The organism is Armatimonas sp. (assembly GCF_043757465.1).
GTDB lineage: Bacteria > Armatimonadota > Armatimonadia > Armatimonadales > Armatimonadaceae > Armatimonas.
The window spans coordinates 14,726-38,615 of record NZ_JAYVPL010000147.1; the positions used below are offsets into that span (position 1 = coordinate 14,726).

13 protein-coding genes and 2 pseudogenes are annotated in these 23,890 nt (G+C 58.4%); 1 reads left to right on the forward strand and 14 read right to left on the reverse strand.

Annotated elements, in window-relative coordinates; all coding sequences use genetic code 11:
• Window positions 1-15: 15 nt before the first annotated feature.
• From ACH2ED_RS20420 to ACH2ED_RS20435, 4 genes are all read right to left on the reverse strand, one after another.
• Complete coding sequence (locus ACH2ED_RS20420; RefSeq protein ID WP_395094575.1) at window positions 16-2,295, reverse strand: DEAD/DEAH box helicase; 2,280 nt, start codon at window positions 2,293-2,295, stop codon at window positions 16-18.
• 91 nt (window positions 2,296-2,386) lie between these two features.
• The gene (locus tag ACH2ED_RS20425) at window positions 2,387-4,915 is read right to left on the reverse strand and encodes a tetratricopeptide repeat protein (protein ID WP_395094576.1); all 2,529 of its coding nucleotides are present in this window, start codon (window positions 4,913-4,915) and stop codon (window positions 2,387-2,389) included.
• 237 nt (window positions 4,916-5,152) lie between these two features.
• Complete coding sequence (locus ACH2ED_RS20430) at window positions 5,153-6,175, reverse strand: aminopeptidase (protein ID WP_395094577.1); 1,023 nt, start codon at window positions 6,173-6,175, stop codon at window positions 5,153-5,155.
• Window position 6,176: 1 nt separating this feature from the next.
• Window positions 6,177-7,289 (reverse strand): carboxylate-amine ligase, encoded by a 1,113-nt coding sequence (locus ACH2ED_RS20435; RefSeq protein ID WP_395094578.1) that lies wholly within the window; start codon window positions 7,287-7,289, stop codon window positions 6,177-6,179.
• Between the two features lie 46 nt (window positions 7,290-7,335).
• Here ACH2ED_RS20435 and ACH2ED_RS20440 point away from each other — a divergent pair, with 46 nt between their 5' ends.
• A complete protein-coding gene (locus tag ACH2ED_RS20440) occupies window positions 7,336-7,665 on the forward strand; it encodes a TMEM14 family protein (protein ID WP_395094579.1) in 330 nt (109 codons plus the stop codon).
• Between the two features lie 15 nt (window positions 7,666-7,680).
• Here the strand turns inward: ACH2ED_RS20440 and ACH2ED_RS20445 are convergent, their stop codons facing one another.
• From ACH2ED_RS20445 to ACH2ED_RS20490, 10 genes and pseudogenes are all read right to left on the reverse strand, one after another.
• Window positions 7,681-9,645: a sialate O-acetylesterase gene (locus ACH2ED_RS20445; RefSeq protein WP_395094580.1), complete on the reverse strand. Its 1,965-nt coding sequence runs from the start codon at window positions 9,643-9,645 to the stop codon at window positions 7,681-7,683.
• A gap of 79 nt (window positions 9,646-9,724) precedes the next feature.
• A complete protein-coding gene (locus ACH2ED_RS20450; protein WP_395094581.1) occupies window positions 9,725-10,510 on the reverse strand; it encodes a carbohydrate ABC transporter permease in 786 nt (261 codons plus the stop codon).
• On the reverse strand, window positions 10,510-11,442 hold the full coding sequence (locus tag ACH2ED_RS20455; RefSeq protein WP_395094582.1) for a carbohydrate ABC transporter permease: 933 nt from the start codon (window positions 11,440-11,442) through the stop codon (window positions 10,510-10,512). The genes ACH2ED_RS20450 and ACH2ED_RS20455 overlap by 1 nt, the downstream gene beginning before the upstream one ends.
• Window positions 11,439-12,791, reverse strand: coding sequence for an ABC transporter substrate-binding protein (locus ACH2ED_RS20460; protein WP_395094583.1), 1,353 nt, complete (start codon window positions 12,789-12,791; stop codon window positions 11,439-11,441). Before ACH2ED_RS20460 ends, ACH2ED_RS20455 begins: the two co-directional genes overlap by 4 nt.
• On the reverse strand, window positions 12,788-14,407 hold the full coding sequence (locus ACH2ED_RS20465) for an efflux RND transporter periplasmic adaptor subunit (protein WP_395094584.1): 1,620 nt from the start codon (window positions 14,405-14,407) through the stop codon (window positions 12,788-12,790). Before ACH2ED_RS20465 ends, ACH2ED_RS20460 begins: the two co-directional genes overlap by 4 nt.
• Complete coding sequence (locus tag ACH2ED_RS20470; RefSeq protein ID WP_395094585.1) at window positions 14,404-17,544, reverse strand: efflux RND transporter permease subunit; 3,141 nt, start codon at window positions 17,542-17,544, stop codon at window positions 14,404-14,406. Before ACH2ED_RS20470 ends, ACH2ED_RS20465 begins: the two co-directional genes overlap by 4 nt.
• Window positions 17,544-19,088 carry a TolC family protein gene (locus ACH2ED_RS20475; protein ID WP_395094586.1) on the reverse strand — a complete coding sequence of 515 codons (1,545 nt, stop codon included), beginning with the start codon at window positions 19,086-19,088 and terminating at the stop codon, window positions 17,544-17,546. The genes ACH2ED_RS20470 and ACH2ED_RS20475 overlap by 1 nt, the downstream gene beginning before the upstream one ends.
• A gap of 36 nt (window positions 19,089-19,124) precedes the next feature.
• A pseudogene (gene uvrB, locus ACH2ED_RS20480) lies at window positions 19,125-21,023 on the reverse strand (excinuclease ABC subunit UvrB); the annotation flags it as partial.
• A gap of 30 nt (window positions 21,024-21,053) precedes the next feature.
• Window positions 21,054-22,391 (reverse strand): annotated as a pseudogene (locus ACH2ED_RS20485) (LAGLIDADG family homing endonuclease); the annotation flags it as partial.
• Window positions 22,392-22,706: 315 nt separating this feature from the next.
• Complete coding sequence (locus tag ACH2ED_RS20490) at window positions 22,707-23,807, reverse strand: methyltransferase (protein WP_395094587.1); 1,101 nt, start codon at window positions 23,805-23,807, stop codon at window positions 22,707-22,709.
• Window positions 23,808-23,890: the final 83 nt, after the last annotated feature.

Consider the following 23,890-nt stretch of genomic DNA (forward strand, 5'->3'; position numbering starts at 1 on the left):
CCCGTCGGACGGGGGCTAGGGGGTTGGCTGGAGCAGACGCTTCAGAATCAGCGCGGCGGCTTTTTTATCGAGCGGCTCGTTGTTGTTGCCGCACTTGGGGCTCTGGATGCAGCTCGGGCAGCCGTCTTCGCAGGGACACTCTTCGATGAGCGTGAGAGTCGCTGTAAGCCACTGCTCGATGATGCGAAAGCCGGTCTCGGCGATCCCGACCCCGCCGGGGTGGGCATCGTGGACGAAGATCGTGGGGGCTCCGACTTGGGGATGGTAGGGAGTCGAGACGCCGCCGATGTCGTTGCGATCACAGAGAGCAAAGAGCGGGAGCAGGCCGATGCTGGCGTGCTCGACGGCGTGGACACCGCCTGCGAGGTCTAAACCCGCCTCGGTGAGTTCTTCGACCAGGTACTGGGGAAGTGGGTACCAGACGGCCTCCGTCTCGAAGGTCTGCTCAGGGAGATCCAGATCGTAGGTGCCCAGCACTTCATCCGAGAAAAACTGCTTCTGGCGAAAGCCCGTCACCCAGCTTGTCACCCGCACCTCACCGAAGTACGCCACGGTGTCGCCGAACTCTTTGGAGCCGCCCGTGGCAATAATCTCGATGTGCGAGTCGGTCTTGGGCTCGGTGAAGTAGCTAGCCGCAGCACGACGGACAACAGCGCGGCGGCTGACGGTATCAAGCTCCTCCACGACATAGCTCTCGCCCATGTGCAAATAAATCGCGCCGGGGTGAATGGTCTCATAGGCCCGCGACTCCTCGACGGTGCCTAGGGTCTTTCCGTTCTCCTCAATCACGTACTGATTCGACGACGCGGAGCGGATATTGACCAGCGCCGCCGGGTACTCGGTGCCGACATAGTGGAGCCTATCGCCACGCGCCGCCAGTGCGCCCTCTTCCACCAAGCGGTGCGCCACCCAGCGGGCACGCTCGCCACCGAAGAGCTCGGCGTCTTCATCGGTGAGGGGGGCTTCGTAGGCGGCACAGAGGAGATGCCCGCCAAGAATGTGCTTATTGGTTGGGTCGAGTGCGGCGTGCTCAGCGGGGCGCTCGAAAAAGTAGTCAGGCTGGCGCATCAGAAACTGGTCAAGGGGATTGTCGGCGGCGATCAGAAACGCCAGCGACTCCCCTTGGCGACGGCCCGCGCGCCCGGCTTGCTGCCAGGTGCTTGCCACCGTTCCGGGGTAGCCCGTCATCACCACAGCGTCCATTCCCCCGATATCCACGCCCAGCTCCAGCGCATTGGTCGCCGTCACTCCGGTTAGCTCCCCGGTAAATAATTTTCTTTCGATCTCACGCCGCTGCTCCGGGGTGTAGCCCGCACGGTAGCTCATCACTTTCTCCGCGGCGGGCTTTCCCTCCAGTGCCCGACGTGCGTAGGTCAGCAAAAGCTCCGCCGTCTTGCGGGAGCGGGTGAAGGCCAGCGTGCGCACGTCGTCTTTGAGTAGCTCCGTGAAGACATGGGTAGCCTCGGCATTGGTCGAGCGGCGCGTGCCCGTGGCAGCGTCCGTCACGGGCGGGTTCCAGAAGACGAAGCGCCGCTTGCCCGTGGGCGCTCCCCCACTCTCCGCCGAGACCACTTCGGCAGTGCGTCCCGTGAGCCGTGTGAACAGCTCCTCCGGGTTGGCAATGGTCGCGGAGCAGGCGATGATCTGAGGCCGTGCACCATAAAGCTCCGCCACACGCAAGAGGCGCCGCAGGATATTGCCCACGTGCGCCCCAAAGACGCCCCGATACACATGGGCTTCGTCTAGGACAATGTAGCGAAGGTTGCGAAAGAAAGTCGCCCAGCCATTGTGATACGGCAGGATTCCTAGGTGCAACATGTCCGGGTTGGTGACCAGAAGCCGCGCCGTACGCTTGATAGCAAAGCGCTCGTCCTTGGGCGTGTCCCCGTCGTAGGTGGCGGAGATAATATCGGGCCAGAGATCCAGGCTTTTCAGCTTACTCTGCTGGTCTTGTGCGAGGGCTTTCGTGGGAAACAGATACAGTGCCCGCGCCTTGGGCTCTAAGAGGAGCGTCTCCAGAACCGGCCCGTTGTAGCACAGCGACTTCCCGGATGCCGTGGGCGTCGTGACAATGACCTGAAAGCCTAGGCGCACCAGATCAATGGCTTCTGCCTGGTGCCGAAAGAGCTTCTTCACCCCCATGTGCTCCTTCAGCGCTTTTTGCAGCCGCTCGGGCAACGGCGCGTCCAGCTCACCGTAAACCGCAGGCCGCGCCGGGATATGCTCAATGTGGACGATCTGTTTTTTGTAGTCGGGGTGCTGGCGGAGGCGATCCAGAAAGGCATCGGGGTTCACGGGGTATTATATCGTGGCGGGGGCAAACAAAAACGCCCGGCACGAAGCTTGTGCCGGGCGTTTGAGGATCTCTTCTCTCTTTTGATTTTTACTACAGGGCTTCTTTGAGCTGAGCAATACGCTTCTTGGCCGCCTCGATATCCGCAGCCGACACTCCAGGCACCGTGGTGTACTTCTCGTAGGCGGCAATCGCCTTTGGGAACATAGTCTCCGCCGAGAGTTCATCGGCCACACCGTAGTCGTCGCAGGAGAGACCCAGGTAGTACCAGGCATCGGCCAGCTTCGGATCGGCCTTCGTGGCGGCCTCAAAGTCCGCGATGGCCTTCTTCAGCTCCGCAAGCTTCACCTTGGAATCCGTCGCAGCCTTTGACTTACGGTAGGTCGCGAGTCCTCGCCCGTAGAGAGCGGAGCCATCGCCCGGTTTTACCGCGAGGAACGTCGTGTAGTTGGCGATAGCCTTGTCGAACTCCGGGATTCCCTTGGTCGGATCGTTGGCCTTGCGCTTGTTCTCTCCGGTATTGAAATACAGAATGGCCAAGTTCTTAATGGCATCGGGGTCTTTGCTCCCCGAGAGCTGCGCGAACTTCTCAAAATCCGCCGCCGCCGCAGTCAAGTTTCTCTGGTCTTGATAAGCCTTGCCCCGGAGCTCGTAGAACTTCGGATCGGCAGGATTGAGGGCGATAATCTTGCTATAGTCGGCAATCGCGCCCGCCAGATCGGGGGGAGTCTTCTGAAGGGTACAGTAGGCCCGATTGGTCAGAACCGCGAGCTGATTTTTAGCATCCGTGGGGTTGGTCGCCAAATACTTGGTGTAGTTGCTGATCGCACTGTCCCACTGTTTCAGGTTCAGAGCGATCTCACCCAGTGTTAAGAGAATCTCGGCATTGCCTGGTGCCTTAGCAAGCCACTGATTGTAGACATCCGCCGCCGCTTTGAAATCCCCGTCCGCCTTGGTCTTATTCGCCTTGCTGTAGCGAGCGCTCGCAAGATTGCTGATGTACTTGAGATAGTTATTGTCGCCGGGCTTGATCAGATCCAGGGATTTCTGGAAGTCCGCAATGGCCTTGTCGAAGTCTTGGGACTCAAAGTAGGCCACACCACGGTTGGTGTAGGCGACCGGGTCTTTCGGATCGGCAGCGATTGCTTCTGTCAGCGCCGCAATTCGATCCGCGACGGAGCCACCGCCACCGCTCGCCTTTGCGAGGGCCAGGAGTTTCTTGATCTCCATCGTCTCCGGGCCATCGGACTTGAGCTTGAGGTACTTCTCAAAGTTGGCAATGGCCCCCTTGTAGTCCTGAAGGTTGTACTGAACGCGGCCCAGTCCCTCGTAGCCGAAGGGTTTATCGGGCACGAGCGCGATAAAGCTGGTGTAGGGAGAGACCGCCTCTTTGTACCTCTCCTGGAAGCTGTAGGAGTCGCCCAGAATAATAAAGGCATCGGCCTGCTTGGCATCGAGCTGAACCGCCTTGGTCGCGGAGGCAATCGCCTCGCTCAGGCCCGCCGCCTTTGCCTTGTCAATGGAACCACCTTGCGGCACCACCGTGTTGTACTGGGCCAGTGCGAGATCTTTCCAGGCCACGGCATCGGTCGCATTCTTCGCAAGATAGATCTTGAGATCTGCCACCGCTCCCGCATAGTTCTTCGGATCCACATTCAGATAGCACGCGGCACGCAGCCTGTAGACCGCAGTATCCGCCGATGCGCCTGTTTTTTGCAGGTAGCCCGAGTAGTCCACAATCGCCGATTTGTAGTCTTTGAGCTGAAGATAAACGGCGGCACGATTCTTCAGGATATCTCCATCACCCGCCTTGAGCGCCAGCGCACCGCTGTAGTCGGCAAGCGCCCCCTGGAAGTTCTTCAACTGGAAGTAGCAAGCGGCACGGTTGAGAAGTGCCCCCACATTGGCCTTGTCGAGCGCCAGCCCCTGCGTGTAATCGTCCACGGCAGGCGGGAGCTGGTTTAGCTTAAGAAACTCCAGATCCGCCTTGGAAAAATAAGTAGACGCCTTCTCCGCATCGGAGTTCAGAAGAGGAATCGCATTGGCATAGTCGGCAACCGCCTTATCGAACTGCCCGAGCTTCTCGTAGGCATAGCCCCGGTTGAGCAGTGTAAAACCGCGTTTGGGATCCGCCATCAGGACGATACTAGCGTCCGCGATAGCTTCGCCAAACTTGTTCACCTGAAGATAGGCCCCCACGCGATTGTCCCGCGACTCTAGCACCAGATTCGGTGCATTTGGCTTTGGCTTTGGGTTGAGCTCTATTACCTTGGCAAAATCCACAATGGCCCCTGCCCAGTTGTTCAACTGAATGCGCACGACCCCTCGGTTAAAGTAAGAGTCCGCCACCATCGGCTTGCCCACGATCACCTTACCAAAAGCCGTCTCCGCCTGGGACAGATTCTTCATGCCAAACTGGGCACGTCCTAGATCGAAGTAGAGCTGAATGGCATCGGGACGCTCTTTGATGAGCTTGTCGAGAATCTTGATCGCTTCAGCGAACTTCCCCTGGCTAATATAGCCACGGGCGGCAGCAATATCCTCTTGGAGCCATGCGTTTGCATTGGTCCCTAACACCATTACCAGAGCGCTCACCGCCCCAACAGTTACCAAACGACTCATGAAGAACTCCTCAGTTGCAGAGAGCGATCCCTCCGCAAAAATACCGGGTTTTGGTAGGATTATACCCGCAACCTAACAAAACTACTTGCTTCGATTATCCGGCGAAGGGAGCCTTCTCCTGTAGGGTAGCCGTGGAACTCTCTCGCCGTGGTCTCATTGGACAACAGTAAAAATCAATCGGATGTGATCTGAGTCACGCTAAATAGTGACCTAGGTCACGAATGTTACGGGTTTTCCTCAGACTAAAAAGCTACCCGCCTGCATAAGCGGTCTGTCATCGGCCCAGATATCAAAACGTAGGCCGACTACATCTATGTGCGTGCAGGACTGCCAAGCAGCTCCGGTATGGAATCCGTAGGGGTCTCCAAAGGCAATATGGATACCGGGGAATTTTTCGTCCTGGAGGATATTGCCAATCACCCGTGTCAGGCCAATGTTCGTGCCAATGGCGAACTCCCCCACCCGGTTGGAGTTTTCGTCGGTGTGGCAGTACTCCCAGAACTCGGCCTCCAGCGCTTTGTTGGCGCAACGAGCACTGGTGAGTCGGTTCTTCTCAATCGTGAGTGTCAGCGGGTTTGCTTGCATCAGCCCGTACTTGGCACAGAGATAGTCTCCGACAACGCCATCCACCACAAAAACCCCATTGATCTCCCAGGGGGATGTGAAGATCTCGCCGCCGGGAAGATTCCCCCATTTTTTGTTTGAGATAATCCCACTTGTCTTGAGCCAGTTGTACTCGGGCGTCAGCTCCACTTGGATGTCGGTGCCCGCGGGTGTCGTTCCCCGGATTACTCTTGCGGTGCGGACAATCTCGATCACTCTCTGACTGAGGGTATCCACAGCGCGGAAGTCGGCGCGCATTCCCTCGCACATGATCTCGGAGGTAATATTGACCATGTGGGCATGGCGCATCTCTCGCCGGTTCACCACATCGGTCATCTGCCGACGGCTCGTCAGCTCACCGGTCTGTACCTGCACGGCAAAAAGAGAGATAGCGCTGGTCTCCATGTCCGCCAGAACAGGCGCGGGCATGTCGGTCAGGGGCCGGGGCACGAGCTTTTCGAGAACAAAGCCGCTCCAGACAAAGCCACGGCTCTCTAGCTCGTGTGCCAGGCTCGCCCCAATGGCGAGGCAAGCATCGTCGCAGATCAGCGTTACTTTCTCCCCAGGCTGGATGCGCAAGCAAGTCGTGACTGCATTCACCGCGCCGGGTGTCAGCTCAGAATCAAACTCGGTGTTGAGTAAAAGTGCGTTGTGCATACTAAAGCTCGGGGGGGAGTTGGGTCTCGGCGACCATGTAATCCACGACAGCTCTCAAGTCGCCGCCATTCTCTTTGAAGACGTGTAGCTGCCGGTCCGCGCCGGTGCCATTCTCTAACATTCGGTGGATATAGTTTAGCTCGTTGCGGCACCCCAGCTCGTCTACCACCTCATCCACAAAGTCAAGATACTCCAGCATCAGATCGCGGAAGGGTACCTCTTCTTGCTTGCCAAAGTCAATCAGCTTACCTGTAACTCCATAGCGCAGCGCCCGCCACTTATTCTCCATGAGCAGGGCGCGGCTGTACTGGCGGTAGTCCTGGTTGCGTGTGTGGAGCTTGTAGAGCTTGGCTACCGTGGCCTGCATCAGAGCCGTCAGCGCTATAGTCTCGTCTACCCGCAGGGGCACATCACAGATACGAAACTCAATGGTGGGGAAGAACGGATGGGGACGAATGTCCCACCAGATTTTCTTAGCGTTATCAATACAACCCGTCTTGATGAGCAAGTCCACGTAGCTCTCAAACTCGGACCACGACGAAAATGCATCGGGGATATTAGTGCGTGGAAACTTATCAAAGACTTTGCAGCGGTAGCTCTTAAAACCGGTATCGTAGCCGAGCCAGAACGGAGAATTGGTAGAAAGTGCGAGAATGTGCGGTAGAAAATAGCGCACGGAGTTGAGAATCCGAATCCGTGTCTCTTTGTCGGGGATTCCGATATGGACATGCAATCCAAAGATCAGATTCTCCCGCGCCACCTGCTGCAAATCATCCACAATGGTGTCGTAGCGCGCATCGGGGTAGATCTCTTGCTCACGCCAGTTGGCAAATGGGTGCGTCCCAGCAGCGGCCACTTTGAGCCCCTGGCTGTCGGCGAGGCGGATAATGGTCTGCCGCAGATCGTAGAGCTGCTCACGTGCCTCGCACACCGTGTTGCAGATTCCAGTTCCGACCTCAACCACGCTCTGGTGCATCTCCGCTTTCACCGACTCCTGAAGCTGACGCCTGCCTTCGGGGAGCAGTTCCGTGCCGATATGGGAGCGCAGATCCCGTGTCTCGGGGTCAATTGTCTGGTACTCTTCTTCAATTCCGATATTAAAAGTGGGGAGCATGGTCGTATTTTACCTGATGTATGCGATGACACGGTACACTGAAACTATGCAAGATATGACACGAATGTACCTGTTCGCCTACGCGCTTCTGATGGTCGTAGGAGGAATCGCTGGGGGTGCGAAAGGCTCCGTAATGTCCGTGATGGCCGGAGTTCTCTGCGGCGCTCTCGCGGGAGTCGGGGCGTTTCTGATGACCAACAACGCCAAGCTCGGCCTGGGGCTAGCGCTAGGCGGAGCCGTGCTGGCTCTGGGCGGCATGCTCCCCCGCTTTCTCAAGAGCCACGCCATCTGGCCCGCCGGAGTTGTCACGTTTGCCAGCGCCATCGCCTTGGTGCTCGTGATAATGGCAATGACGAAAAGCGCACCACCTCGCTAAATGACCTCGCAGGAACTATTTATCCGTGCGGAACGGGTCGGCGGGGAGGCCGCTCTTGCTCCAGAGGTTCGTGAGCGTGAAGTTCTTGTAGCCGTAACGAACATAGCGCGGCACGGACACTTTGCTCGACCAGACCTCGACCTCGTTCTTGCTACGAATCTTCGCCTCGGCGGGATAGAAAACGCCGTCGCCGCTGGAGACCTCAAAGCCGACAAGCTTCCCTACGGGCAAGGGTTTCTCGGAGCTGACACCATCGCGCACTTCGAGCCCAGCCCCCACATTGTCGAAGCGGACAATCATCTTATCAAAGCCCGCGAGCGCCTCTTTGTAGGTCGGGCCGACGGCGTAGACATCTTTACCGTAGGCGATTTTCTGGGCTAAGAGCGAGAGTCGCTCGCCGACGGGACCTTTGCGGTTGGGATGAATGTCCGTCTCGTTGCCGATGTCCGTGATCACCGCGATTCCGCCGCCTTTCACGGTGCGCATCGCGGCGCTCTGAGCCTCGCGCTGCTGGGCGTACTCGATGCGCTCCGAGCCCCCGTTGCCAAACGGGGCGAGCTGGGTAATAAAAAACGGAAAACGGGTAAGCCCAAAGTCGCGCTGCCAGTTGGCGATCATGGCGGGCATCTGCTTGAAGTACAGCTCATGCCGCCCGACATTGGACTCGCCCTGGTACCAGATTCCGCCCTTGACTGTGTAGTTTTTGAGCGGGTAGAGCATGGCGTTGTAGAGCGCACTCGCGCCATTGGGGTTCGCACCGGGCATCAGCCCCGGATTGGCGGGGATAGCTTTCTCAATACGATAGCTCCACTCTCCTGCTAGGGCAATGGCACCTAGCTTCATGTCCGCTGGATTTCCGACAAACCCACCGCCCCCCGAACCGTCAAAGACACGCACGACGATCACATTGCGGCCTTTTTTCACCAGACTGCCGGGGACACTGTAGTTGCGCGGTGTAGTCCAAGAATTGGGGGTCTCCGCACCGGTTGCGCCCACTTGCTGGCCGTTGAAGAACGTCACATCGTGGTCGTCAATCGGCCCGAGCGAGAGGGTCATTGCCTTTCCGGCTAGCTCCGCAGAAATCTCGACCTCTTTCTTGAACCAGACGGAGCCGTCTATGCCGAGCAGCTCGTCGTTGCCTAGCGTGTCCCACTCGCCGGGAGTGTTCACGCTCTTCCAGGCATCGCCCCCCCCGCCCCGCTCCCACCCGGTCGTCTTGTCGGAGCGCCCTGAGTCTGCACCCACGCCCTGCGGCGCCCCGGCGGCTTTCCAGCGTGCGATGAGCCGTTCGTAGCGTGCCTTGGCTTCGGCGGCAACAACCGGCGGCGCGAACTCGGCGGCGTTCATTCCCAGCCCAAGGTTGACATCTTTTGACATCCACGCCTCGATCCGCGTGCCGCCCCACGACGTGTGCAGCATCCCGACCGGCACACCGAGCGCTTTTCGCAGCGACTTGGCGAAGTAGTAGCCCACAGCGGAGAAGCCTCCCCGCGTACTCGGGGCCGCGCTCTGCCATGCTCCGCCCGCGACTTCCTCTTGGGGCATCAGCTCCACAGACTTGGTCACAGTGAACATACGCAGCAGTGGATCAGGCTCGCTCTCGATCTCCGATTTCCCCTCAAACGACGCTGCCAGAGGCCACTCCATATTGCTCTGCCCGGAGCACACCCAGACCTCACCGAAATAAATATCTTTGACAGTCAGCGTGTTCTTTGCCTTAACACTCATCACAAATGGCCCCCCGGCAGGCTGTGCAGGGAAGCTCACGAGCCACTTGCCCTCTGCCCCCGCCGTGGCATTGACGGTCTTGCCCTTGAGGGTAATTGTCACCACCTCGCCCGCATCTGCGCTCCCGTAGAGCCGCACGGGCATGTTGCGCTGGAGAACGCAGCCATCGGAGAGCAGCTTAGGGAGCGAGACGTTGGCCTGGCTGGTACTGCCCAGTGCCAGGGTCGCCGCAAGAAGAACAGATCGTTTCATAGCGCCACTGTTCGCCGCCGTTTCGGCTTTTTCCTGCGTTTTCGTGGCCCGCCCCTACGCGCCGTCGGGGATCTCGGGTTCATAGTATTCGTTTAACTAAGAAACGCTGGCAAGTCACAAAGAGAATCACGAGGGGGATGATATTCATCACGCTGGCGGCCATGATGAGATTGGTCTGCCGTCCATAGATCGAGTCGAAGAAGAGCATGCCGATAGGAAGCGTGCGCAGGTGCTCGCTCTTGATCATCACCAGCGGCCAGAAGAAGCTACCGTAGTTACCCATGAACGTGAAGATCGCCAGTGTCACCAGGCCGGGCTTGGCAAGCGGCAAAATCACGTCCCAGAACACCTGCCACGGGCTCGCGCCATCCAGCTCAGCAGCCTCTTCCAGGGCGGGCGGGATGGTGAGTAGAAACTGGCGCATCAGAAAGGTCCCGAATGCGGAGAACGCCGCCGGGACAATCAAGCCCTGGTAGCTGTCTAGCAGGTGCAGCTTGACCATCAGGGTGTAGTTGGGGATCATGGTCACCACGCCGGGGATCATCATGGTGCCTAGGTAGAGCTGGAAGACTTTATCGCGGCCCGGCCACTGAAGCCGGGCGAACCCGAAACCCGCCATGGCGCTGGTGAGGCAGGTCAGAAACGTCACCCATGCCGCCACAAACACCGAGTTGAAGTAGTAGCGTGCAAATGGGACTTGTTCGAAGACTTTCCTGTAGTTCTCCGGCTGCCAGAGCGTGGGCATGGGATTGAGTTTCTCTACCTCCGCCAATGGCTTGAAGCTGGCGAGCACCATCCAGAGAAACGGCAGGAGCGAGGTCGCGGCGATAGCAATCAAAAGCAGGTGCGGGAAGATTTTTTTCATTAGTACGCCACCTCCTTGTTGCCAAACTTCCAGTTGATCAGCGTGATCACAAAAATAATAGCAAAGAGCACCCAGCTAATCGCCGATGCGTAGCCGATCTGAAACTCCTCAAATGCCTTCGTGTAGATGTAGTACGAGAGCGTGGTTGTGGTGCCTGCGGGGCCGCCCCCTGTCATGACGCGGGCCTGCTCAAAGCCGCCTTGCAAACCCCCAATAAAGCTCATCACAGTGATAAAGAATGTGGTGGGAGCGAGCTGCGGCCAGGTGACATTACGAAAGACCTGCCAGCGATTCGCACCGTCCAGCTCGGCCGCCTCGGTGAGCTCCTGCGGGACATTGGTGAGCGCCGCCAGATAGAGCAGCATGTTGCTCCCGCCAATCGCGGTCCAGACCCCCATGATGATAATCGCATCGCGTGCCCCGAGGCCAAATTGCTTCGGGTCAAGCCCCACTTTCTCGACGCCCAGCCCGACGATATTCTGGGTAGAGAGCAGCCACTGTGGGGCGTGAAAGCCCAGCGCCTCGATCGCGTAGTTAATCGGGCCAAAGTCTGGGTTATAGAGAGCCTTCCAGAGGATCATCAGCGCGACCCCGCTGGTGAAGCTCGGCAGGTAGAGCAGCGTCCGAGAGACCACTAAGCCCTTAATTTTCTGCGAGAGAAGCAGCGCCAGTGCAAGCGACCCGGCGATAGCGAAAGGCATCCCGATCAGGAAGTAGAGCGTGTTGGCGAAGTAGAGCCAGAAGTCTTTGTCCTGCCAGAGCATGGCGAAGTTCTCTAGGCCCGTCCAGGCAAAGGGCACCGAGCGCATTAGGTTCCAGTTGGAGAACGCAATGCAGAGCGAGAAGAGCACGGGACCCGCTGTGAAGAGCAGGAAGCCCAGTAAGTTGGGCAACACAAACGGCAAGGCAATCGCAAGCTGGCGGCGCTTCATGGCTTTCCTCCCGTGAGCGCGTCGTAGCGTCTTTTTAGCTCCGGGTCGCGCTGGAGGGTTTTCTGAATCTCGGCGTTGACCTCGCTCGCGGCGGCTTTGAGGGCATCGGCGACGGGCTTCTGGTCGTTTTTGACGAGATCGAGCTGTCGCCCGATAATCCGATCCGCGAGCTGTGAGCTGATAAACGGACTAGGGGGACTGGGCTTACCCACTGCCATCACATCGCGCCAGACCTCGTTTTTGTCCTCGTCGGGAAACGCTGGGTTGTGGAGATACGCCTCGCCCTCGCAGTATTTCTTGAACGGGGCGAGCGCGTCTGCCTGGTCGTTGATGCCTTTGTTATAGGTAGGCCCTGTCATGTACAAGAGATACTGGAGGGCTTTCTCGCGGTGGGGGCTATGCTTGTTAATGGCGGTGGAGCGCCCGTAGGCGTAGAAAACGCGGTCTTTATAGTGCGGGCACTCGGTCACGGTGAGCGAGAGACCAGGGAACTGCTCTTTTTTGCGGAGGGTGCAGAGCCACCAGCGTCCCCCAAAGGCCATCGCGGCGCGGTTGCCGCCAAACTGCGTTATGGAGCCGGTACCCCAGCCACCCTGAGTCGCCATCGCAGCTTCTTCCACGGGCGAGGGCATCACTTTGTACTTGTAGATCAGGTCGTGGAGGAACTGAACTCCGGCGATTGCCTCGGGCGAGTCCAAAGTGCAGCGTGTGCCGTCGCCCGAGTAGACTTGCCCGCCCCACTGGATGACGAACTGCGGCCACGTCCACCAGTCCATCAGAAAGCCGAACTGCTGTGCCTTGCCGCGTGCATCGCGCACCGTGAGTTTCTGGGCGAGTGGCAAGAACTGCTCCCAGGTCCAGGGGCCGCTCGGGTAGGGAATTTTTGCCTCGTCAAAGAGCTTCTTGTTGATAAACAAGGCATTGGTGGCGGCATTGGAGGGGACACCGTAGAGCCGTCCGTTCCAGCGGACATGGGGAAGCGTGCTCGGCCAAGCGTCTTTTTCAACATCAATGCCGCGCTTTTTGAGCTCGTCGGTGATGTCCCAGGCCACATCAGCGGCAACCATGACCGGTAAGTTATTGGCGTTGGTATCGAAGATATCCGGCCCAACTCCCGCGAGCGACTGGACAATGACCTTCTGCATCCCACTGTTGTCGGGGTCGAGGCGAAGCGAGCAGTCCTGGCTCTCGGTGTTGAAGCCCGCGATCTGGAGCTTTCGCTGTGGGTTGTCGTCACTGATCCACACAAGCGGGGTCTTTCCCGTGGGAGCAAAGCGCGGCTCTAGCTTCCAGGCCAGAAGCGAGAGCACCACCAGTGTCGCGAGGCTAGCGACGAAAAAGAGTCTCATTTCCCGGGTGCCGGTGTGGGAGGAGTCCAGGGGGTGGTTTCGACGGCGATGCCTCCTGCGAGCACATCGCGCCCGGTGACGATCACAGTCTCACTCCCCGAGAGCCCCTCGGTGACCTCGGTATACTGGCCATCGTCGAAGCCAACTTTGATAGCGAGGCGCTTGACTTTACCACCACTCTCAATAAAGACAAACTTCCCGGATTTATCCGAGCCCACCGCAGCATTGGGCAGCGCCAGAACGCCGGTGTGGGTCTCCAAAATCAGCTTTACGGCACCAAATGCCCCCACATTCAGACCCGTACCGCTCATATCGGCCTCGGCGAGAAGCGTGTGGGTCTTTGGGTCGAGAGCACTGGCCGTGCGCGAGACCCGAGCCATGCGGGCGGTCTTTTCGCCGGAGAGTAGCACCTGCACCTCAGTGCCGGGGCGCACACGGCTGGCCTCAGCCTCGGGGGCGAAGAGTCGTAGACGTAGCACACGCGGATCGGCAATGGTGAGAACCGCCGTGCCCGGCTGGACGAGTGCTCCGGTGTCTAAGTGCCGCTGAATCACGACGCCCGCAAAGGGCGCACGAAGGCTCTGGTAACGGGCGAGCTCGGCCATTCGGGTTGCGGCACTCTCGCCCGCCGCACTCTGGAGGGCTCCCTCACGAATCTTAAGAGAAGCCGTCGCCTCTTGCCGTTTCGCCACTTCCACATCGCCGCGTGCCACACTGGTCTGCTCCCCGAGAGTCGCTTGCCGTGCCCTTGCTCCCTGAAGCGCTGCCTCTGCCGCCTTCAGGCTCGACTCGCCCTGCGCCAGCCTTGCCTCGACCACCCCGACTTGCTGCTGAAGTGCCTGCACCCGTGCCTGGGCTGCCCGAACTTGGCTCTTCGCGGCGTCTACCTTGCCTCGGCTTGCATCCCGTTTTGCCCGCGCTGTATCTAGCTCCTGGCCCGCGAGCAGCCGCTTGTCTTTGGCCACAATCGCCTCGTAGCGCTCTAAAGTGAGCTGGGCTAGCTTCTGCTCCGCCTCGGCTTGCACGACGTCAGCCTCGGCGTGCTCCACCTGCGCCTTGGCTTCGTCACTGCTGGCTTTTGCTCCGGCAAGGCTCGCCTTTGTCTCTAGCAAGCTCGCCTGTGCTCGCTCGATCTGTGCCTTGGCTTCGTCTGTACCCGACGTTGCCTGCTGCTGCTCCGCTTGAGCTTTCTTGACTTGCAACTGCGTGCGCTTTGTCTGCGAGTGCGCTTCACCGAGGCGGGCCTCGCTTCCCTCAATACCTATCCGCAGTGCCTCCGCGCTCTGCTGGGCTTGCTGACGCTCGGCATTCAGCTCGGGGAGGGTGAGTGTAGCCAGCACCTGGCCCCTGCCTACTCGATCGCCCTCACGCACAGTAACACTCCCTAGGTAGCCCGATATTTTCGCCGCGAGCGTGGTCTGCTCCCCAGCAACAAGCTCCCCGGTCAGGCCCAGCTTACGGCTAATATCCCGCTTCTCGGGTGTAGTTACTTGCACTTTCACAATGGGGGCAGGTGGAGGAGAGCTGCCGGGCTGCGCCCCCGTTTGGCTGACACAGCCGCTGGTAAAGACTACCAGGGGAGTCAGGGCAAAAAGACAAATCGCAAGGAGTCTCATTTGATTTCGTTCTCTCCGGTGAAATGCTCACTCTCGGGGTCATCCGGGTCAAGCGAGGCGGATTTCTGGCGGACGCGGCCCTGGAGAAGCGCAAAGACGGCGGGGACAATAAACAACGTGGTCAGGGTTGCGGCCAGCAAGCCCCCGATCACGGCACGGCCCAGCGGAGCGCTCTGCGCACCGCCCTCCCCGAGGCCAAGCGCCATGGGCACCATGCCCGCGATCATCGCCAGGCTCGTCATCAAGATCGGGCGCAGACGGCTGGCCGCCCCTTCCAGCGCGGCCTGCACCGCGCTCAAACCACGCTTTCGGGCCTGCTCCGCAAAGGTCACGAGGAGGATCGCATTGGCAACCGCCACCCCGACCGCCATGATCGCGCCCATGTAGGACTGAATATTGAGCGTCGTCCCGGTTAGCACCAGCATCAGCGCGACTCCCGCCAGGGTCGCGGGCACGGTCACCAGCACCACCAGCGCCAGCCGAACCGACTGGAAGCTCGCCGAGAGGAGCAACAAAATGACGACCAGTGCCGCTAGAACCCCGCCCCGCAGGCTCTCCAGCAGCTCTCCCAGAACGGGCACTTGCCCACGCACCGCCACACTCACTTTAGGCGGCGGCGTCCCAGCGGCCTTGATCGCTTTCTGAACAGCGGCGGCTCCGCTGGCAAGATCCACTCCGGGCGCAAGATTCGCCGTGAGCGTGATGGTGCGCTGGGAGTTGTAGCGGGCGTACTCGCCGGGGACAGTGCCCGATGTCACGCTGGCCACATCGCGCAACAGAGCCATCGTGCCGTTTTTCCCAGCCACGGGGACACTCTCCAGCGCCGCCACCGAGTTCATCTGAGGGATCGGCAGATCCACCTGCACTTGGTAGCTCACGCCGGATTTCGCATCGGCCCAGTAGAGCGGGGTCGTGAAGCGGCTCGACGAGGTGGCGGGAACGGCGGAGCGCACGACATCCGCCGCCGTCATTCCTAGCGCCGCCGCTCTTTCTCTATCAATGTTCACTGCCACAGTCGGGTAGTCCAGCGCCTGGCTGTACTGCACATCGCGCAGGGCACTCACTTTGAGCAGCTCCGCCTTGACCAAGTCCGCAAACTCCCGCGTCACAGGCAGTGTCGGCCCGGCGAGCGCGACTTCAATCGGTGTAGAAGCGCCAAAGCTCATCACGCGGCTGACGATATCGCCGGGCTCAAACGAGATACCCACACCGGGAAGCTCGCGTGCAATTCGTGCCCGGAGCTTCTCTTTGAGCGGCTCCAGAGATGCGCCTTTGAGCTGCGCCTGAAGCACGGCCTCGTGCGGGCCGCCGGTCCAGAGATGAATGAGATTCACCGGGAAGCTGGGCGGCTGCACCCCTATAAAGCCCATTGTCTTTTCGACCACGCCCTTGCCCGCCTCTTGATCAAGAAAGCTCAGCACCTGGAGCGCAATCTCCTCGGTCTTCTCGATGCGCGTGCCCGACGGAGCACGGAGTCGAAGCTGGAGCTGGTGCGTGTCGGCACGGGGGAAGATATCGGCCCCGAGCCTTCCGAGCCCCAGCCAGAGAGTCAGGCCACAGATTAGAAAGTAGCCGAGTACTAAGACAGCACGAAACCGAACGAGGGTTTCGAGCAGACGCACAAACCCGGTGGCAGGGGCGCTATGGCGGCTTTGTTCGCGTAGCAACAAGACTGAGAGAACGGGGACGAGCGTGCTGGAGAGCAGATACGACGCGGCCATTGAGAACGCGACGGCCAGTGAGAGCGGGGTGAAGAGTGCCCGCGTGGGGCCGACCATGAAGAGCGCGGGAATGAAGACCGCCAGCACGCAGAGCAGTGCCAAAAGGCGCGGCCCCGCCGTCTCCGCTGCCGCCCGCCGCGCCGCCCGCGCGGGGCTCTCCCCCGCCGCCAGATGCGTGTGGACACTCTCCATGCTCACCGTGGCTTCGTCCACCAGAATCCCCACGGCCAGCGCCAGCCCGCCCAGCGTCATCAAGTTCAGCGTCTGCCCGGAGAGCCACAGCCCCACTAAGGCAATTAGGAGCGCCAGCGGGATGGTTAGCACGACCACTAAGGCGCTGCGAAAGTCACGCAGAAACAGCAATACCATCAGGCCCGTCAGAAACGCGCCCAGCAGGCTCTCGGTCATGAGATTGGAGATCGCGCCGGTCACAAACGATGACTGATCAAAATCATAGCTCACTTTGACATCGTCGGGCAGAACACTCTGGAACTTGCCGAGATTTGCCTTCACGAGCTCGACCACGGAGAGCGTGGACGCATCGGCGCGCTTGGTGACGGGAATATAGACCGTGCGCTTACCATTGACCAGCCCGATCCCCGTCTGAATATCTGAGCCATCTTCCACCGTGGCCACATCACGCACATAGACCAGTGGGCCGCCGCCGGTGCTGGAGACGCGCACGGGGACGCTCTCCAGTTCTTTTACCGCGCCAATCGTGGCATTGGTGGGCACCAGAGGCATCTTGGAGCCGATACGCAGGTTCCCCGAGGGGACGATCACATTGGCGCTGGCAATCGCGCTGACCAGCTCATCGGGGGTGAGCTTGTAGGAGCGCAGCCGCTCGGGGTCGGCATGGATCACCACGGAGCGCGCGGAGCCCCCAAACGGCGGCGGCGCAGAGACGCCCGGAAGCGTGGCAAAGAGCGGACGGACTTTATTGAGCGCCGCGTCCTGGAGCTCAGGCACGGTGCGTGTCTCCGACGTGAACACAAGCTGGCCCACGGGAACGCTGCCCGCATCAAAGCGCGTCACAAACGGCGGCACGGTTCCGGCGGGCATGAACGCACGGGCACGGTTCACGTAAGCAATGGTCTCGGAGAGCGCCTGGGCCATGTTCGTGCCGGGATGGAACTGGAGCTTGATGAGCGCCGCGCCCTGAATAGACTTGCTCTCGACATGCTCAATCCCAGCGATATAGAGAAAGTGGTACTCGTAGTAGTAGGTAACAAAGCCGTCCATCTGCGCGGGATCAAGGCCGCCGTAGGGCTGCGCCACGTAGATTGTCGGCACGCCCAAGTCAGGAAAGACATCGCGGGGCATCCGTCGCAGCGCCACAAAGGCCGTGAGCAAAAGCCCGATCACCAGTGCGAGAATTGTCAGCGGGCGGCGCAGTGCAAGCGCGGTTAGGTTCATTACTTAGGCTCTCCTAAAGCCCAGCGCAGGGTTGCCCGCGCCAGAGCCAGCTCGTACTCCGCCCCGACCACAAGCAGGCTTGCCTTGAGTGCCTGCGCCTCCGCATCGGTCAGCTCGACGAGCGTATTGAGCTGGAGCTTGTAGCGTTCCTGTGCCAGTGTCCGCGCCGTCTGAGCCGCCGTCACCTGGGCGGTTGCCGCCTCGAGCAGAGCTGTTTTCGCCTCGATCTCCAGCCATGCCTGCGTCACTTCGAGGCGCACTTGCTCCCGAAGCTCGCGCTCCTGACTCGCGGCCGCTTCCGCACGGCGCTGCTCCTCAGCGATCCGGCCCTCAATCGCCCCGCCCGTCGAGAGAGGAACCGTCATGGCGAGCCCCACCGCCCAGAGCTGATTATTGCGAATCAGCGGCCCCGGATTGAGCGCCCCGACGCTGGCAATGCCATCCAAACGCGGACGAAACTCTTTCTTCAGGCTCGCCGCCGCCGCTTCGGCGGACTGGCGGAGCAGCCCCATTCCAGTAAGCTCCGGGCGCTGGCGAGCGGCGAGCTCTAGCGCCGCGCTCAGGGTCTGCGAAAGCTTCTCGGGCGTGGGCAGTGTGAGCGCCCACTCGGTCAGGCCCGTCTCCCCCATTGCGTGGTTCAGAGCGGCAATCGCACTGAGCCGCTCGCTCTTTGCCGATGCGAGAGCCCCGCGCGCCTCCGCGACACTGGCAAGTGCAAGCTGGGCATCCACGCCCGATTTCAAACCTGATTCGGAAAAGAGCCTTGCCTGCTGCTCGGTTGTCTCACGCTGGCGCAGGCTCTCCTGCGCGATGCGTATCCGTCGCTCCGCACGCAGCACCGCAAGATAGGCTCGATCCACGAGGAGTAATATTTGTGCTTGCTGAACCCGTACCTCGCTTCCGGCGGCTTCGGCGGCGAGGGCGCGGCTGGCAATAATATCCTTTGCCTTGCCGCCGTCCAGAAGTGTCTGCTGGAGATTGAGGCTCGCCCCGAACTGTTTCTTGATCGGATCGCCCGCAATTCCCGCCAAGCCCTGGGGGGGCACGCCGCTCAGGCCCGGGTTATTGAGCGGCCCAAAAGCAGGCGCACCCGTCGGGCCACGACTGACCACAGCCTGGAAAAACACCGACGGGCGCTCCGCCGCCTGCGCCTGTGTCACCCGTTCCTGCGCTTGCTGTGCCTGCGACCTCGCCCGGGCAAGCTGCGCATGGCGCTCGACGGCACGCTGCCGCGCTTGCTCCAGAGTGAGTGCGAGCGGCGCAGGGATTTCCCGAACGAGTACGAGCGCTTGAGGAATCATTGGGGTATCTATTTCCATAGCGCTCTGGTTAATTCCTCCCCCCGTGAGTGGTTTGCCTCCCGACCTCGCATCGCGGGGCCACTCTCCGGCTCCGCGAAGGGTTATCTCAGGCGCTACCCCCATCGCAGGCACCCGGGTACGGTTAAGATCAAGATGGCTATCAATATGATGGACAATCTGCTTGTGTACCTGCTCCATGTGTTGCTCAAGAACGGCAAGAACTGCCTCGACGGAGGTACGCATTTTAGGGGATAGAAAGGCACAGGGAAGCAAAAAGTGCTACTTCTTCTTCATCTCTGCTGGGAGAAGCTTCTTTAATCGGCTCATCTCGTCACGGAGCAAGGCGGCGTGTTCGAAGTCTAGGTTCTTCGCGGCTTGCTTCATCTCTTTTTCCATGTCCGTGAGCGCCAGAAGAAGCTGATCGAGCGGGAGCGTCTCCGGGGCGGCGTCTTTGGCGACTTTATAGTAGCTCTTCGCCTCGGCGACTTGCTTGGCAGCTAAGACATCCTGAATGGCTTTCTTAATTGTGGTGGGCGTGATGCCGTGCTTCGTGTTATGTGCCACTTGAATCGCGCGCCGCCGGTCGGTCTCGTCAATGGCACGCTGCATCGAGCCGGTGATGTTATCGGCGTACATCAGCACAATTCCCTCCGAGTTTCGGGCGGCGCGGCCAATGGTCTGGATCAGCGATGTCTCGGAGCGCAGGAAGCCCTCTTTATCGGCATCGAGAATCGCAACCAGCGAGACTTCGGGTAGATCCAAGCCCTCGCGCAGTAAGTTAATGCCGACAACCACATCATAGACACCGAGCCGTAGATCGCGCAGAATCTCGGAGCGCTCTAGGGTATGGACATCCGAGTGGAGATACTGGACTTTGATGCCCAGTTCCACTAAATACTCAGTGAGATCCTCGGCCATTTTCTTGGTGAGCGTCGTGACAATAATACGCTCGTGCTTCTCGATACGATCTCGAATCTCCCCAATCAGGTCGTCTATCTGGCCCTTGCTGGGGCGGATAATAATGGTCGGGTCCACAAGCCCCGTCGGGCGAATAATCTGCTCGGCGATGCGCTCGGAGTGCTGACGCTCGTAGGCGGAGGGCGTCGCGGAGACAAAGATCATCTGCGCGGCCTGCTTCTCAAACTCCTGAAAGCGCAGCGGGCGGTTATCAGCAGCCGACGGCAGCCGGAACCCGTACTCAATCAGCGTTTCTTTGCGCTTTTTATCTCCGGCGTACATTGCATTGAGCTGCGGAATGGTTTGGTGGCTCTCGTCTAGGACAATCAAAAAATCGTCGGGGAAGTACTCCATCAGTGTATTAGGCGCAGAGCCCGCATCACGCTCATCGAACCAGCGGGAGTAGTTCTCAATCCCCGAGCAAAAACCCATCTCACGCACCATCTCCATGTCAAAGTTCGTGCGCTGACGTATCCGCTGCGCCTCGATGAGCTTGCCCTCGGTCTCGAACTTCTTGACCTGCGCCTCCATCTCGGTCTCGATCTTGGTGATAATCCCCTCGATCTTCTCCGGGTCGCTCACCCAGTGCGTCGCGGGAAAGATCGAGAGCTCGTCGCGCTCGCTCAGCGTCTCGCCGGTCACAGGGTCAAGGGAGCTGATGCGCCGCACAGTATCCCAATCGAACTCAATCCGGTAGATAATCTCCTCATTGATAGGCTGAATCTCCAGGGTATCGCCTTTGACGCGAAAAGTGCCCAGTGTCAGCGCCACATCGTTGCGGGAGAACTGCATGCTGACCAAACGCCGAAGAATCTCGTCACGGTCGCAGTCCTGCCCCACTTCAAACCAGACCAGCTTATTTTTATACTCTTTCGGCGAGCCCAGCCCATAGATACACGAGACCGACGCCACAATAATCGTGTCGCGTCGCGAGAGAATCGCCTGGGTCGCCGAGTGGCGCAAGCGATTGATTTCCTCGTTGACGGAGCTGTCTTTCTCGATAAACGTATCGGTCTGTGGGATATACGCCTCGGGCTGGTAGTAGTCGAAGTAGCTGACAAAGTACTCAACCGCATTATTCGGAAAGCACTCTTTAAGCTCCGTGCAGAGCTGCGCCACGAGCGTTTTATTGTGCGCCATCACCAGAGTAGGACGCTGCACCTGCTCGATCACTTTCGCAATAGTGATCGTATTATGAACAAATAAACCACCACTTCCTGTCAAGAATGTTTCAAACCCGTCAACACTAAAATCGTACACAAACTCGCTGGTCGGTGAGTGACAGTCAACTCTTTCCACAGGTGACCAGAAAACGTTCGCCAATCCACAAACAGATTCAGATACAGGCAAGTGCTCACAAAATCGCAAAAAAAGTGCTCGTGATGGATTCCGATGACCACTTTCAACCGCTCGAACCATCCCTTTCGAGCAGTTCATTTTCCTCGCTAGTTCGCTCTGTGTATAGCGAACAGAATGGCGAGCAACTTTTAATAGAGAGCCAATTCCATAAACGAGATCAACGTTCGTATTTCCCGCACCGGAAAGCAGTCCATTGAGTGCTGTCTTTTTTCTCTGACTCAAAAATCCTATTTTTGTCGCATACAGCTTTAAATTCTCTGCACCAGAAATTGTCAGTTTAGTATAGGTACCATAATCACTATTAGGCTTTTTCTTTTTTACAACTCTTAAACGTGCCCAGATACCAAATCGTAACAAGGCTTCAGCAATATCACTCATTAGAGTAGGACTCAGTGAAACTGCGAGAACTCCCCCTTTTTCAACCCCACCATCACCTTCAAAATAAGCGCGTAGTAAAGCTCCAAGCTGATCATCAGAAAGAGAAATCCAAAAGTTCGGAAGGCGTTTTTCGCCCGCATGTCCGCCACAAGTACCATGAAATAGTTCAAACCAAACCCGTGCTCCGGTTAGAAAATCCCCATGTGGTGTTAAGCCGTAATTGATCTTGCAATCTACCAGTGCATCCTGCACAATCTGATGCACTTCCACATCACGAACCGTAATTTGAGTATGGCGACCGCTTGTATTACCTTCTGCAATATACTGACCAAAAAGTGTCATCAAAGAACCAGTGATAGGTAACTGTGCAGGAAGAGAAATTATTTTCCCACCAATTTGTACCTTATCTAATCCGACAACGTGATTTGCAACCAATCGTCGTATAGTATGTAACGCTAAACCTTCTCCTGATTTCCAAAAACGAAAAGATTTTTCTTTTGCATTAGGATGATCTATATACTGCTCCAACACATTGCGCTCTAAAGGTACTAGAAGTTTGCCAAACAGCCCCGGGTGATCTAGGAGATCCAAAAGATTCAGAAAATCTAATGGTGGAGAGGAAAGAGAAGGGAGAGTGCGTGGAATAGGAAGTGAATCGCTCGTACAAATCTCATTTCCTTTTGTCAGAACAAGCTCACCTTTTCGCAAGACCCAAACACTGTGGTCTCCTGTAATCTCCACTCTCCGGCCACATCCTGTCGTCACAGTAAACATACAATCAGGCGCAGAATGACGGCTTAGTCCTGTAATTTTCCGCCACTCGGTTACACCTGTTTCAGGATTCCATGACATTACCTGCCAATTTCCTGTTGGAATGGCTTCGACGGTCTCAGCGAACTGCTCAGTCCCAAGAACCTGATCAATCAGGTCTCCAATTGCCCCACGATAGAGGCCATATGGAGTACGTACTGTGACCGGCTCCGACCAGGCAACACTCTTCCCTGTCCCCGTGGCTCCCAGCAGTGTCTGGCGTTTTTCGCCCCGATTTAGCCCCTCGACAAGCTGTGCAATCGCTTTTGGCTGATCGCCCGCGGGTGTCGGCCCGACAAACTCAAACCGTCCACTTCCCTTTGACATGTGCCCTCCGCCCGAACAAACAATGGTTCGCTATTGTACCACTCGGGCGGACTTGACGGCATCCACGATCATAAATCTCTCGTTGCTAGTGACAACCTTACTGTTGCCAAAGATACGCTTGAGCTTCAGGTGGTAGCCCAGATGCGAGTTCCCAACCACGCGGAGTGTCCCGCCCACTTTCAGCGCCCTCTGCGCGTCCACGAACATCTGCCAGGCGATCTGATCACTTATCGTCTTTTCTTGGTGAAACGGTGGGTTGCAGAGGACGAGGTCCACTGACTCGCGCTCCTGGTCTTCATAGCCGTTGGTCCAAACAAACCCCGCCGAAGTATCGTCGGGGAAGAACTTACCGTAGTTTATCTGAGCGCTCTGCAAGGCCATCCGCGACTCATCGCTGAAGATAATCTGTGCAGCCGGATTGCGCTGCTTGGCCGCAATTCCAATAATGCCGTTTCCACAGCCAAGATCTAAAATTTTCGCGTACTCACCTTGAGGAATCTGTCCGAGAAAGAACTTTGTCCCGAAGTCAAGCTTCTCACGACTGAAAAGATTCGAGTGGTTTGTGAACGAGTGTGCAAAGCCCTCAATTGCCACTTCCAGAGGGTAGGGCGACGTCACCCGCTCTTTCTCAAAGCTGGCAAAAACTAAGCGCGCCTTCTTTTCCGCCAGGCTTGTCGTGGTCTCGCCGATGTACTTCTGAAGCAGCGGAAAGCTTGCCGGAGCTAAGTGCTTTACCATGGCGGCGCAGATTATTCGGGAGTCGGGGCGCAAGCGGGCAGTGATGCGGCAAAGAATATCTTCCAGGAACGAGAGGTTTTTCGGGAGCTTGATCAGCACAAAATCATAGACACCCGAGAGCGCATCCAGGTCAGAGAGAGTCTGGCGCGTGCCACTGCTATTGCGCAAAATTGCCTTCTGGCTCACAAATGAGTCCGTGTAGCTCGTCAGCTCCCCTCCCGGGATCGAGATCGAGCAGGCCAGCGCCCCGAAGGCATCGTTGATAATTAGGACGCGTTTATCAGCTAGCTCACACGATTCCAGGTACTTGAGGAGCAGTTCGTCGGCACTATCCCATGCCTGAAGGTTGTCTTTTTTATGGTCGGGATAGCGTTTAAGGGTAGTGAGAAGCATGATCCCGAGTGTATCACCTCCTCTTGTTTCGCTGAAAAACAAATTTCATTTTTGCTATAACGAGAGTGCCTAGAAACGACGAT